We start from the raw sequence: 13005 nt of genomic DNA, 5'->3' as shown, positions 1-13005 counted from the left end.
CGAGGTCCTGCCGCCCCCGGTGAGAGCCGAGTAAGAAGGACGCCCCGGCGCAGCGCATACGGCCTGGGGCGCCGGGCGGCTTGGCACACTGGACGCGTGCCCCACACCGTGCTGCTCGCCGAAGACGACCGCGCCATCCGCAACGCCCTGGAGCGTGCCCTGACCCTGGAGGGCTACCAGGTCGTGGCGGTCGCCGACGGTGTCGAGGCGCTCGCACAGGCCCACCGCAACCGCCCGGACGTCCTCCTGCTGGACGTGATGATGCCCGGCATCGACGGGCTCCAGGTGTGCCGGGTGCTGCGCGCCGAGGGGGACCGGACGCCGGTGCTGATGCTCACCGCCCTCGTCGAGACCGCCGACCGGATCGCCGGGCTGGACGCGGGCGCCGACGACTACGTGGTCAAGCCCTTCGACGTGGAGGAGGTCTTCGCCCGGCTGCGCGCCCTGCTGCGCCGCACCAGCCCGGTGGGCACCGGCGGCACCCCCGCGGCCGAGCCGCCCAGACCGCTCCCGGAGCGCTTCCTCGAGGCCGCCGGCCTGCGCATGGACCCACAGGCCCGCCGGGCCTGGCGGGGCGCGCGCGAGCTGGAGCTGACCCGCACCGAGTTCGAGCTGCTGGAGCTGCTGGTCCGCAACGCGGGCATCGTCCTCGACCACTCGACGATCTACGACCGCATCTGGGGCTACGACTTCGGGCCCGGCTCGAAGAACCTCGCCGTCTACGTCGGCTACCTGCGCCGCAAGCTCGACGAGCCGGACGCGCCGCAGCTGATCCACACGGTGCGCGGCGTGGGTTACGTGCTGCGGGAGGACTGAGTGGGCCGCCTGCGCCTGCCGGCCGGGCGGCGGCCGAAGCTCGTGTCGCTGCGCACCACCTTCGCGGTGTCCTTCGCGACGGTGACGGCGGCCGTCACGGTCCTCGTCGGCATCCTGTCCTACAGCGCCGCCGCCCGGCTGGTGCGGGTGGACCAGCAGACCGTGTTCGACGAGGTCGTGCAGGACCTGCGCGACGAGGTGCGGCAGAACCACATGGCGCCCGGCGACTTCTCGTCCGCCGCGCCGGGCCACGACCTGGTGCGGCCCGCCCGCACGGACGTGCAGGTGCTCGGGCCGGACGGGCACGTCGTCGACGCGGGCAGCCCCGGACTGCCCGTCACCGGCACCGACGTGCGGATCGCCGCCGCGGCCGGCTCCGGGCAGGTGGCCGAGCACAAGGACGTCGACGTGGGCAGCGACGTCTACCGCGTCGCCACCGTCTCCCTCGGCGGCGGCCGGGGCGCGGTGCAGGTCGCGCAGGAGTTCAGCGACGTCGAGGACCTGCTGCGGGCGCTCCAGCGGCGGACGCTGCTGCTGATGGCCGCCGTGGTGGTCGGCGCCGGGCTGTTCGGCTGGTGGCTGGCCCGGCGGATCACGCGCCGCCTGGTCGTGCTGACCGACGCCGCCGAGGACGTCGCCCGCACCCGCCGGCTGGGCATCCAGGTGCCTGTGGCCGGCCACGACGAGGTGGGCCGCCTCGGCCGGGCCTTCGACCGCATGCTGGGCCGGCTCGCCCAGTCCGAGGAGGACCAGCGCCGCCTCGTCCAGGACGCGGGCCACGAGCTGCGCACGCCGCTGACCTCACTGCGCACCAACATCTCCCTGCTGCGGCGGATCGACGAACTCCCGCCGCAGGCCCGCGAGGAGCTGGTCGCCGACCTCGGCCAGGAGGCCAGGGAGCTGACCGACCTCGTCAACGAGCTGGTGGATCTCGCGGCCGGCCAGTCCGACACCGAGCCGCCGCAGCGGGTGGACGTCGCCGACATCGCCGAAGAGGTCGCGGGGGCGGCCCGGCGCCGCAGCGGACGGCAGATCCTGCTGCGCGTGAGCGGCGACACCACGACCGACGGGCGGCCCGGGATGCTGACCCGGGCCCTGTCCAACCTCGTCGAGAACGCCGTCAAGTTCGACCAGGGCGGCCGGGCCCCCGTCGAGATCGTCGTCTCGGGGCCCGCCCGGCCCGGCAGGATCCGCATCGAGGTCCTCGACCGCGGCCCCGGCATCGACGACCGCGACCTCACGCGGGTCTTCGACCGCTTCTACCGGGCCGCCGACGCCCGTTCCCTGCCGGGTTCCGGCCTCGGCCTGTCCATCGTCCGCGAGGTGGCCCTCGCACACGGCGGAGCCCCGTTCGCGTTCCACCGGGAAGGCGGCGGGACGGTCACCGGCTTCACGGTGGGCGGCGGAATCGATTGACCCGGCGAGTCGCACGGCGCGCAGCCCGACCGAGCGGCTCGGGCGGCCGACACCGCTTGCGCGCGCCCGGCCGCCGCGGGCGGCCCACACCACCTGTGCGCGGTCGGCCGGCGCGGGCAGCCCCCACCGGCCTGTGCGCGGTCGGCCGGCGCGGGCGGCCCACACCGCCTGTGCGCGGTCGGCCGCCGCGGGCGGCCCACACCGCCTGTGCGCGGTCGGCCGGCGCGGGTGGTGCGGGGCCGGCCCGGTGGGTGTCGTCAGAGCGTCAGCCACACCGCCTGGTCCGGGCCCAGGCGGCCGTTCTTCAGCGGGCCGGAGGCCAGCAGCAGTGCGGAGTACGCGGGGAGCTCGTACGGCTCGGACGAGAGGTTCACCACGCAGACGAACCCGGGTTCGCGGCGGAAGGCCAGCACCCCTTCGGGAGCGTCCAGCCAGTCCATCGAGCCGTCGCCCAGGGCCGGATGGTCGCGCCGGACGCGCAGCGCCGCCCGGTAAAGCTCCAGCATCGAGGTCGTGTCACCCGACTGGGCCGCCACGGCGAACCGGCCCCAGCCGGCGGGCTGCGGCAGCCACGGCTCGCCCGTCGCGCCCTCGGGGCTGAAGCCGAACGCCGTGCCGCCCTCGGTCCACGGGATCGGGACACGGCAGCCGTCGCGGCCGCGGTCGGTGTGCCCGGAGCGCTCCCAGGTGGGGTCCTGGAGAACGGACTCCGGCAGGTCCTCGACCTCCGGCAGCCCGAGTTCCTCGCCCTGGTAGACGTACGCGCCGCCGGGCAGCGCGAGCATCAGCAGAGCGGCGGCACGGGCGCGCCGGGTGCCCAGGTCGAGGTCGAGCGGGCCGTCGGGGCGGTAGCTCTCGTTGGCCACCCAGCGCCTGACCGTCCGGCGGCCGTAGCGGCTGGGGTGGCGCACGACGTCGTGGTTGGACAGCACCCAGGTGGCCGGGGCGCCCACCGCCCCGAGCATGCCGAGGGAGCCGTCGATGACCGACCGCAGGTCCTTCGCGTCCCAGCTCGACATCAGGAAGTCGAAGTTGAAGGCCGTGTGCAGGCCGTCCCGGCGGACGTACGCCGCCAGCCGCTCGGGGGTGTCCGCCCAGGCCTCGGCGACGAAGGAGCGGTCGCCGGGGAACTCGTCGGCGACCTTGCGCCAGGACCGGTAGATCTCGTGCACCTCGTCCCGGTCCCAGTGCGGGTGGTCGACGTGCTGCCGGGGCCGTCCGTCGTCCGGGTCCCGGCGGGGCGGCAGGTCGGGCAGCTCCGGGTGCTTGACCAGCCCGTGGGCCACGTCGATGCGGAAGCCGTCGACGCCCCGGCCGAACCAGAACCGCAGGATCGACTCGAACTCCTCCCGCACCTCGGGGTGTTCCCAGTTCAGGTCGGGCTGCTCGGGTGCGAACAGGTGCAGGTACCACTCCCCGTCGGGCAGCCGGGTCCAGGCCGGGCCGCCGAAGCAGGACACCCAGTCGTTCGGCGGCTCGGCCCCGTCGGGTCCGCGCCCGGGACGGAAGACGTAGCGCTCGCGCTCCGGGCTGCCGGGCCCGGCCGCCAGCGCCGCCCGGAACCAGGCGTGCCGGTCGGAGGTGTGGTTGGGCACGATGTCGGGGATCACGCGGATCCCCAGCGTGTGCGCCTCCTCGATGAGCCGCTCGGCGTCGGCGACGGTGCCGAAGGCCGGATCGATCTCCCGGAAGTCGGCGACGTCGTAACCGTGGTCGGCCATCGGCGACTTGTACCAGGGGTTGATCCATATCGCGTCCACACCCAGCGACTTCAGATAGGGCAGGCGGGAGCGGATGCCGGCGATGTCGCCGACGCCGTCGCCGTTGCCGTCGGCGAAGCTGCGGATGTAGACCTGGTAGATGACGGCGCTGCGCCACCAGGGTGCGGTGGGGGACAAGGAAAGGCTCCTTAGGTAGGGCTACTTGGCCGCGAGGTGGGGCTACTTGGCCGCGAGGTCGGGCTACTTGGCCGCGCCGGCGGTGAGCCCGGCGACGATCCGGCGCTGGAAGAGCAGCACCATGACCACCAGCGGGACGGTGACCAGGACACCCGCGGCCATCTGGCTGCCGAACGGGGTCTCGTAGGTCGTCGCGCCGGTGAACTTGGAGATGGCGACCGTGGCGGTCTGCATGCCCGGCTTGTTGGTCATCGACAGGGCGATGAGGAACTCGTTCCAGGCCGCGATGAACGTGATGATGGCGGTGGTGAAGATGCCCGGCGCGGCCAGCGGCACGATGACCTTGCGGAAGGCCTGGCCGCGGGTGCAGCCGTCGACCATCGCGGCGTGCTCCAGCTCGTCCGGCATCTGCCGGAAGAACGTGGTCAGGTTCCACACCGCCAGCGGCAGCGCGAAGGACATGCTCGGCACGATCATCGACTGGTAGGTGTTGATCCAGCCGATGTCCGTGAACAGCTTCAGCAGCGGCACCACGATGGACACCACCGGGAACATCGAGGTGGCGATGATCAGGGTCAGGATCAGCCGCTTGCCGCGGAACTCCAGCCGGGCCATCGCGTAGGCGGTGAACGTGGCCAGCACCAGCGCCAGGGCGGTCGTGATCCCCGCGACGACCAGGCTGTTGAGCAGGGCGCGCCCGAAGCCCTGCGCCGGGTCGAACACGGCCCGGTAGTTCTCCAGGGACAGCGGGGACGGCACCAGCGAGGTGTCGAAGATGTCGCTCGTGCGGCGCAGGCTGGAGACCAGCATCCAGTAGAAGGGGGCCAGGCAGTACGCCACGACCGCGAGGACACCCGCGTACACGAGCCCGCCCCGCCCCTTCGCCATGAGGGTCGTCATGCCGTCACCTCCGTACGACGGCGCCGCCTGCCGCCCCCGCCGCCGACGAGGTCGGCACCGAGCAGCCGCACGAACGCGAGCGCGATCAGGAAGACGTAGAGGAACAGGATCACCGCGTACGCGGAGGCCGGTCCGAAGCGGACGTTGGACGCCTCGTTCTGCGCGAGCATCGACAGCGTCTCCACCGAGTGCTTCTGCGCGCCGACGAGGAGGTAGGGCAGGTCGAACATCCGCAGCGCGTCCATGCAGCGGAACAGCACCGCCACCAGCAGGGCCGGCTTCACCAGCGGCAGGGTGATGTGCCAGAACCGGCGCACCGCGCGGGCCCCGTCCATCCGGGCCGCCTCGTAGACCTCGGTGGGGATCACCTGGAGCCCGGCCAGCACCAGCAGCCCGATGAACGGCGCCGTCTTCCACACCTCCGCGACGATGACCGCGACCTGGGCGTGCACGCCCTCGGTGGTCCACAGGATCTGCTGTCCGAGCAGCGCGTTGGCGACGCCGTCGCTGTTGAAGATCCAGCGCCACAGCAGCCCGGAGATGGCCGTCGGCACCGCCCACGGCACCAGGATCCCGGCCCGCACCAGCGCCCGGCCCTTGAACGCCTTGTGCATGATCAGCGCCATGGCCACGCCGATCACCGTCTCCAGGCCGACGGTGACCACGGTGAAGAACGTGGTGTTCCAGAAGGCGTTCCAGAACCGCGCCCCGGACTCCCCGAAGATCTGCGCGTAGTTCCCCAGCCCGACGAACGGCTCTGTCTCGCTGATGAACCCGGTCGCCGGGTCCAGGCCCTTCGCCCCGTACAGCGACTCCTTGAGCGCCATCAGGGTCGGGTAGAGCACGACGACCGCCAGCACCAGCAGCGTGGGGGAGACGAGCAGCGCGGCCAGCCGTCCGGTCCCGGCACTCGCCCGCCCCCGCCCCCGTCGCGGCTGGGGCCGGGCCCCCGTGGGGACCTCGGTCCGGGCCGCCGCCTCGGTCATGACCCCGGCCCTCACCGCTCCGTGCTCTTCCGCAGCGTCCTCTGCAGGTCCCGCAGCGCCTGCGCGCTGCTCTTGTCCCCGTTCAGCACGGCGTACGCCTCCTGCTGGACCGCCGCGGTGACATCGCCGTACGGCACCACCCGGGGACGCGGGACGGCCCGCACGACGGACTCCTTGAGCACCGGCAGGTACGGGTACTGCTCGATGAGCTCCCGGTCGTCGTAGAGCGCGGCGTACGGCGGGGCGGCGGAGGCGTCCTCCAGCAGGGTCCGGGTGTTCTTCTCGCTCGTCATGAACTCGATGAAGTCCAGGGCGGTCGCCTTGTTCTTCGCCGTCGTGGACACGGCCATGTTGTGGCCGCCGAGGCTGGAGGAGCCGGGCCCGTTCAGGCCGGGCAGGGGCGCGACGGCGAACTTGCCCTTGATGCCGCTCTTCTGGGCCAGGGAGTACACGTAGGGCCAGTTGCGCAGGAAGACCAGCTTGCCGGACTGGAAGGCCTGCCGGCCGTCCTCCTCCTGGAAGGTGATGGCCTTCTTCGGGATGGTCCCGTCCCGGAAGGAACGGGCCAGGAAGTCCAGGCCCTTGCGGGCCTCGGGGGTGTCGACGTCCGGCTTGCCGGCGGCGTCGGTGACGGTGCCGCCCGCCGAGTTCACCGCCTCGGCGAAGTTCACCGTCAGGCCCTCGTACTTCTGGAACTGCCCGGCGTAGCAGGACATGCCCTTCGCCTCGGGGAGCTTCTTCACCGCGGCGCAGGCGGCGGTCATCTCCTCCCAGGTCCTCGGGGGCGAGGCGACCTTGGCCTTCTTCAGCAGATCGGTGCGGTAGTAGAGCATGCCGCCGTCCGAACTGGCCGGCACGGCGTAGAGACCGCCCCGGTACCGCGCGGTCTCCACCACCGGCTTCAGCATCTTCCCCAGCGGGAACCGCTTCTCGGGCAGCCGGTCGATCCATCGGTGGGCGGCGAACTCCGAGGTCCACACGACGTCGAGGGACAGCACCGTGTAGGCGTCGGACTTCGTCTCCGCGTTCTGGATCATCTGCTGCCGCTGGGCGTCCGCGTCGGTCGGCAGCTGGATGAAGGTGACCTTCTCCTTCGGGTGCGCCGCGTTCCAGCGGTCGAGCATCGGCTGGACGGTGCCGGTGGTGTCCTTGCCCGCGACATACGTGATGGGGCCGCGTCCCTCGAACGACGGGGGCCCGGCCTGCCCGGAGCCGCCGTCGGAGGAGCCGCAGGCGGTGAGGAGGAGCCCGGCGGCGGTGATCACGGCCGCTCTGCTGGTGGTTCTGGTCGTCACTGTCTCTCCTGGTCGTACGGAACCGGGTTGAGGTGCTGGCGAGACTGCGTTGTCACGCGACTCAGGCAGGAAACTCCCAGCTCAGAAAGTCAAGAGAGGGTGACCGGGGGAGAGTTCGCTGCTGTCGGGACAACGCTTGCAAGCTAGGGGTGTGCCTAGGTGAAGTCAATGCGTTACGTGCGGGTAATGAGCTGATCCACCGAGTCGGTGAAGCATGAAAGCGCTGTCACGCAGCCGGGTGACGGAGTGGGTTCCTGTGCTAACGTCCGGCTCATGCCTCCAGCCCAGCAACGGCACCCCACGATGGCCGACGTCGCCGAGCGGGCCGGGGTCTCCACCTCCACCGTCTCCCGCACGCTGCGCGGACTGTCCACGGTCTCGCCGGAGGTGCGCGCCCGCGTCGAGAAGGCGGCACGCGAGATCGACTTCGCCGTGTCGCGGCAGGCGGCCAGCCTCGTCACGGGCAGGACGGGCACGGTCGCGGTGATGGTCCCGACGCTCAACTCGTGGTTCATGGGATCCGCCCTGTCCAGCCTCGCACCGCTGCTGCGGGCGGCGGGCATGCAGCTGAACGTCTACGAGATCCCGGACCTGGCCGAACGCACGGCGTTCTTCGAGCACCTCCCCGCGCGCCGCAACGCCGACGCGCTCCTGGTGTTCTCCTTCGACCTCACCGACGAGGAGACGGCCCGGCTGGACGACCTCGGCATGCCGGTGATCTACGTCAGCCAGCATGTCGAGGGCCGCCCGAGCGTCTACGTCGACGACGTCGCCGGAGCCCTGCACGGCACCCGGCACCTGCTCAACCTCGGCCACCGGCGCATCGCCTTCGTCACGACCGAGGGGGCGAGCGGCTTCAGCTTCAGCTCCAACGAGCGGCTGCTGGGCTACCGGCAGGCGCTCACCGAGGCGGGGGTGCCGCTCGACGACGACCTGGTGGTGTCCACGCGGACCGGCAGCAAGCGCGCGGCAGCCGAGTCCCTGGGCGCGCTGCTCAGCCTGCGCGAGCCGCCCACCGCCGTCTTCGCCGAGCAGGACGAGGTCGCGGTCGCCCTCATCTGGAACCTCCGCAAGACCCGGATCGAGGTGCCCGAGCGCGTCTCGGTCCTGGGCTTCGACGACCAGCCGCTGGCGGACTGGTTCGACCTGTCGACGGTGGCGCAGTCCCCGTCGGAGATGGGCCGGCTGGCCGGGGAGCTGGCGTTGAAGCTCATCGAGGACTCGGACGGCGACCATGAACGCCACATCGTCCTGCCGACCCACGTGATCCCCCGGGCCACGACGGCCCCGGTGGCGCCCCGACCGGCGGATCAGACCACGAGGCCGGAGGGACCGGAGGAGTCCGAGGCGCCGGGGAGCCCGGCGAGCGTGTAGAACCCGCTCGGGTGCCGGCGGTGCCTCCTACGGTGCGTCAGTCCGTGGTGGGGCGCACGTAGCTGACGAAGGCCGCGCCGCTGTCGAGCACGGTGTGGCCGGTGAGCTCCCAGCCGCGCGGATCGAAGGCGGCCTTGTGGGAGAAGACCGGGATCCCGGTGCCGATGGTCAGCGGGGCCACCTTGAGGACGAGCCGGTCGATCTCGGAGTACAGGGCACCGGCCAGTTCCGCGCCGCCCAGCAGCCAGATGTCCTTGCCGTCCTCCTGCTTCAGCTGCCGCACCTTCTCCACGGGGTCGTCGGCGACCAGTTCGACGGCCGGGGCCGGGGCCTCGGTGAGGGTCGTGGAGAAGACCAGGTGACGCAGGTGGGGGTAGGCGTCGTCGATGCCGGCCTTGAGGCCGATCTCGTAGCTGCGCCGCCCTTCGAGGACGGTGTCGAAGTGCGTGCCCTCCGCCGTGACGGACAGGGCCGCCCGCGCCTGGACGGGCAGGGTCTCCGGGTACTCCGCCACCAGGTAGTCGATGTAGTCCGCCGGGATCGGCCAGAAGCCGGCCGGCCCGGTGGGATCGGCACCGTCCGGGCCCGCGATGAAACCGTCCAGCGTGGTGGCGATGTAGTACACGAGCTTTCGCATACGGTGCTCCCTCTTCGGGTCTGCGTGATGGGCCGAGACCAGAGTGGATCAAGCGCGGGGGTGGCGTGGGTCGACCTGGTCCGGTGTGATCCATTCGACGGCACACGAAAAGGGCGGGGTCCGAGAACCCCGCCCGACACCATGGAAGCCCCGGCTCAGGGCCACACCAGGCAATAAGGCTGATGCCCCGCCTCATGCAGCCGGTGGGAGAAGTCCTGCCACTCGTGCAGCGATTGAAGGCGGCGGGGCGCTGACCTGGCACTTCTGGGGAAAGTGTGCGTTGACCTGCGAAAACTGCCTTTGGCGCTTCTCACGGGTCAACGCCGTTTCCCAGGCTCATGTGCCCTGGATGTGCCCTCGGGCTGGACCGGATGGCCCGTGTGCTCGCCGCGGATCGAGGTCCCCGACGACCTTGTGGGGCTGGATGGCTGCGTCGACGGGATCCCGGTGCACCGGCTGCTGCGCCGACAGGACGTGCTGCCCGGCACGAACGCCGATCGGACCGCCTCCCGGCCGCCGGACAGGGAGAGGTCAGAGGGCGGCCAGGGCGTTGAGTGCGGCGTCGAGTCGGGCAGTGGCTTCGTCGGCGACGGGCTTGAGGGTGTCCAGACCGGTGAGGGTGACCATGGTGCCCGGGTCGAGAGCCTGGACGAGCATCTGGTCACCGTCGCGGCGTACGACGACGTTGCAGGGAAGCAGTAGGCCGATGGAGCGGTCGGCCTCCAGGGCCCGGTGCGCGAGCGGCGGGTTGCAGGCGCCCAGGATCAGGTAGTCCTCCATGTCGTGGCCGAGCTTCGCCTTGAGGGTGGCCGCCACGTCGATCTCAGTGAGGATGCCGAATCCCTGGTCGGCCAGGGCCTTGCGTACGGCAGTGACGGCGGTGTCGAAGTCGGTGGCGGCCAGGCGGACGGTGCGGTCGTAGGACACGGACACTCCCGGATAGTGCGGAACGATTGATTCCTCTATACCCCGCCGGGTACCCGCAGGGCGCGAGGCGACGCCTTGAGCGGGGTGGTTTCCATGCATGGAATACCCCCCCAGGTATAGCTGTTATGGTGAGCGTCAGATACCCCCCGGGGTAAACCGTCCGAGAGGAGTCGTGAGCCGTGTTCTTCGTTGACACCCTGGAGTTCGAGGGCCTGGGCAACCGGAGCTACCTGGCCGGCGGGCCCCATGCCGCGGTGGTCGTCGACCCGCCGCGCGACATCGACCAGGTCATCGCCGCAGCGGTTCGCCGCGGGGTGCGCATCGCCTTCGTGGCCGAGACCCACGTGCACAACGACTACGTCACCGGCGGCCTGGAGCTGGCCCGCGTCACCGGCGCCCAGTACCTGGTTCCGGCCGGGGCACAGGTGTCCTTCGACCGCACCCCTGTCGCCGACGGCGACACCGTGACGGTGGACGAGGGCTTGGTGCTGCGGGCGATCGCCACTCCCGGGCACACCCCGCACCACACCTCCTACGCCCTCGTGGAGGACGGGCGCGGTGTGGCGGCGTTCACCGGAGGGTCGCTGCTCATCGGCACCGTCGGCCGCCCCGACCTGGTCGAGCCGCGGCTGACCGAACAGCTGGCCCGAGCCCAGTACGCCTCCGCCCACCGGCTGGCCGACGAGCTGGACGACGAGGTGCCGGTCCTGCCCACCCATGGGTTCGGCAGCTTCTGCTCCTCCTCGCAGGCCGAGGGGGACGCGACCACCATCGGCAAGGAGCGCGAGACCAACGACGCGCTGACCCTGGACGTGGACACCTTCGTCGCCCGGATGCTCGACGGCCTGGACGACGTACCCGCCTACTACGCGCACATGGGCCCGGCCAACGCCGCGGGCCCCGCACCGGTCGACCTCACCCCGCCCGCGCGTGCGGACGCGGAGGAGATCGCCTCCAGGCTGGCCGCGGGCGAGTGGGTGGTGGACCTGCGCAGCCGCATGGCCTTCGCCGAGGGGCACGTGGCCGGGTCGTTCAACTTCGAGGGCGAGGGCAAGCTCGCCACCTACCTGGCCTGGCTGATCCCGTGGGGCAAGCCCGTCACCCTGCTGGCCGAGAGCCCGGAGCAGATCGCCGATGCGCAGCGGGAGCTTGCGCGGGTGGGCATCGACCGCCCGGCCGCCGCCGCCACCGGCGACCCGGCCGGCTGGATCCGTGAGGGTGAGCAGCTCGCCTCCTTCCCCCGTGCCCGTTTCGCCGACCTCGCCGAGGTCCGTGAGCGCGGCGACGAAGTGGTCGTGCTGGACGTGCGCCGGGACTCGGAGCGTGCGGGCGGCTACATCGAGGGTTCGGTCCACATCCCGATCCACGAGCTGCACGGCCGTATCGGCGAGGTGCCGGAGGGGACGGTGTGGGTGCACTGCGCCGGCGGGATGCGCGCGGCGATCGCCGCCTCCCTGCTGGACGCCGCCGACCGCGACGTGGTCGCCGTCGACGACGGCTTCGACGCGGCGACGGATGCCGGGCTGTGCCTGGCCTCCGGCTGATACAGACCGTTCCCTAGCAAGGAAGGAAGCGTGTGATGTTCCTCTTTCGCCGAAACGGGCCCCGCGTCAGGGTCGACGAGGCGCGCAGCCGCACCAGCGGCGACCGGCCTGACGCTGTCCTGCTGGATGTGCGTGAGAAGCCCGAATGGACCGCGGGCCACGCTCCGGGCGCCGTGCACGTGCCGCTGACGGAACTGGTCGCAGGCGCCACCCTGCCCGCCCAGGCGCAGGGGCGACCGCTGGTGGTGATCTGCCGCAGCGGGCACCGTTCCCAGCAGGCGGCGAAGCTCCTTGCCGAGCGTGGAGTGCAGGCGGTGGACGTGGAAGGCGGCATGAACGCGTGGGCCGCTGCCGGGCACCCGGTCGTCGACGAACGCGGGAACAGCGGCCGGATAGCGTGACCGTACTTGTTCTCGCCCTCATCGCCGGGGCCGTCGTCGGTCTCGCCCTCGGAGCCCTCGGCGGCGGCGGCAGCGTCCTTGCCGTACCGGCACTGATCTACCTGCTCGACTTCACACCGGCCGCCGCCACCACCGCCAGCCTGATCATCGTCACCGCCACCTCCGTCACAGCCCTGTACGTCCACACCCGCGACGGGAACGTGGCATGGAAGACAGGGGCGCTGTTCGCCGCCGCGGGCATCGTCCCCGCCTTCCTCGCCGGGGCCGTCGCCGGAAGCCTGCCCGACGAGGTGCTGACGTCGGCGTTCGCGGTCATCGCCGCGCTGGCGGCCCTGCGCATGCTGCGTCCGTCCACGTCAGAGCCGCCGGACCGAATCCGTCCCGGCAAGGCGGCCGGCGCCGGTGCCGGACTCGGCGCCGTGACGGGCTTCCTTGGAGTCGGCGGGGGATTCCTCGCCGTGCCCGCCCTGGTGAGCGTCCTGGGACTGGCCATGCGGCGGGCGGTGGGCACCAGCCTGCTCGTCATCACGGTCAACTCACTCGCCGCGCTCGCCGCTCGCACCGGCACCACCGGCGGGCTCCACTGGGAGATCATCGGCCCCTTCACCGGAGCCGCGATCCTCGGCGCCTGGGACGGCAAACGCCTCGCGACGAAGATCTCCGGCACCACCCTTCAGAAAATCTTCGCCGGCGTACTGCTGGCGGTGGCGGCCTTCATGCTCGTCGACGTGATCGCCTGAACACGAAGGCCGTCAACAGCCCAGAAACAGGGACCGGGAGAACCTCTCCGGTCGGCGCGCATCTCAGGACC

At 71.7% G+C, this 13005-nt stretch carries 12 protein-coding genes; 6 read left to right on the top strand and 6 right to left on the bottom strand.

What is annotated here, in order from left to right; genetic code table 11:
- The first annotated feature begins 96 nt into the window (after nucleotides 1-96).
- Nucleotides 97-816 (top strand): response regulator transcription factor, encoded by a 720-nt coding sequence (locus tag ACFV20_RS03550; RefSeq protein WP_385651885.1) that lies wholly within the window; start codon nucleotides 97-99, stop codon nucleotides 814-816.
- Nucleotides 817-2232: a sensor histidine kinase gene (locus ACFV20_RS03545; protein ID WP_385651882.1), complete on the top strand. Its 1416-nt coding sequence runs from the start codon at nucleotides 817-819 to the stop codon at nucleotides 2230-2232. It begins immediately after the preceding gene.
- A gap of 257 nt (nucleotides 2233-2489) precedes the next feature.
- Here ACFV20_RS03545 and ACFV20_RS03540 read toward each other — a convergent pair whose 3' ends face one another.
- From ACFV20_RS03540 to ACFV20_RS03525, 4 genes are all read right to left on the bottom strand, one after another.
- Nucleotides 2490-4130, bottom strand: coding sequence for a glycoside hydrolase family 13 protein (locus ACFV20_RS03540; protein ID WP_385651880.1), 1641 nt, complete (start codon nucleotides 4128-4130; stop codon nucleotides 2490-2492).
- Nucleotides 4131-4193: 63 nt separating this feature from the next.
- Nucleotides 4194-5030, bottom strand: coding sequence for a carbohydrate ABC transporter permease (locus ACFV20_RS03535; RefSeq protein ID WP_385651878.1), 837 nt, complete (start codon nucleotides 5028-5030; stop codon nucleotides 4194-4196).
- Nucleotides 5027-6016 carry a carbohydrate ABC transporter permease gene (locus ACFV20_RS03530; protein ID WP_385651876.1) on the bottom strand — a complete coding sequence of 330 codons (990 nt, stop codon included), beginning with the start codon at nucleotides 6014-6016 and terminating at the stop codon, nucleotides 5027-5029. Before ACFV20_RS03530 ends, ACFV20_RS03535 begins: the two co-directional genes overlap by 4 nt.
- A gap of 11 nt (nucleotides 6017-6027) precedes the next feature.
- Nucleotides 6028-7311: an ABC transporter substrate-binding protein gene (locus ACFV20_RS03525; RefSeq protein ID WP_385651874.1), complete on the bottom strand. Its 1284-nt coding sequence runs from the start codon at nucleotides 7309-7311 to the stop codon at nucleotides 6028-6030.
- A gap of 303 nt (nucleotides 7312-7614) precedes the next feature.
- Between ACFV20_RS03525 and ACFV20_RS03520 the strand changes: the two genes are divergently transcribed.
- Nucleotides 7615-8685: a LacI family DNA-binding transcriptional regulator gene (locus ACFV20_RS03520; protein ID WP_385651987.1), complete on the top strand. Its 1071-nt coding sequence runs from the start codon at nucleotides 7615-7617 to the stop codon at nucleotides 8683-8685.
- A gap of 37 nt (nucleotides 8686-8722) precedes the next feature.
- Here the strand turns inward: ACFV20_RS03520 and ACFV20_RS03515 are convergent, their stop codons facing one another.
- Nucleotides 8723-9322, bottom strand: coding sequence for a dihydrofolate reductase family protein (locus ACFV20_RS03515; protein ID WP_385651871.1), 600 nt, complete (start codon nucleotides 9320-9322; stop codon nucleotides 8723-8725).
- Between the two features lie 531 nt (nucleotides 9323-9853).
- Nucleotides 9854-10249 (bottom strand): DUF302 domain-containing protein, encoded by a 396-nt coding sequence (locus ACFV20_RS03510; RefSeq protein WP_024883016.1) that lies wholly within the window; start codon nucleotides 10247-10249, stop codon nucleotides 9854-9856.
- 179 nt (nucleotides 10250-10428) lie between these two features.
- Between ACFV20_RS03510 and ACFV20_RS03505 the strand changes: the two genes are divergently transcribed.
- The 3 genes from ACFV20_RS03505 to ACFV20_RS03495 are packed head-to-tail and all read left to right on the top strand — an operon-like array spanning nucleotide 10429 to nucleotide 12934.
- Nucleotides 10429-11793: a rhodanese-like domain-containing protein gene (locus ACFV20_RS03505; protein ID WP_385651868.1), complete on the top strand. Its 1365-nt coding sequence runs from the start codon at nucleotides 10429-10431 to the stop codon at nucleotides 11791-11793.
- Between the two features lie 35 nt (nucleotides 11794-11828).
- Nucleotides 11829-12194: a rhodanese-like domain-containing protein gene (locus ACFV20_RS03500; protein WP_385651865.1), complete on the top strand. Its 366-nt coding sequence runs from the start codon at nucleotides 11829-11831 to the stop codon at nucleotides 12192-12194.
- Nucleotides 12191-12934, top strand: a complete 744-nt coding sequence (locus ACFV20_RS03495; protein ID WP_385651863.1) for a sulfite exporter TauE/SafE family protein — start codon at nucleotides 12191-12193, stop codon at nucleotides 12932-12934. The genes ACFV20_RS03500 and ACFV20_RS03495 overlap by 4 nt, the downstream gene beginning before the upstream one ends.
- Nucleotides 12935-13005 lie beyond the last annotated feature (71 nt).

It is taken from the genome of Streptomyces sp. NPDC059696 (assembly GCF_042733745.1).
Taxonomy (GTDB): Bacteria; Actinomycetota; Actinomycetes; order Streptomycetales; family Streptomycetaceae; genus Streptomyces.
This window is presented reverse-complemented; position numbering and strand designations above follow the sequence as displayed.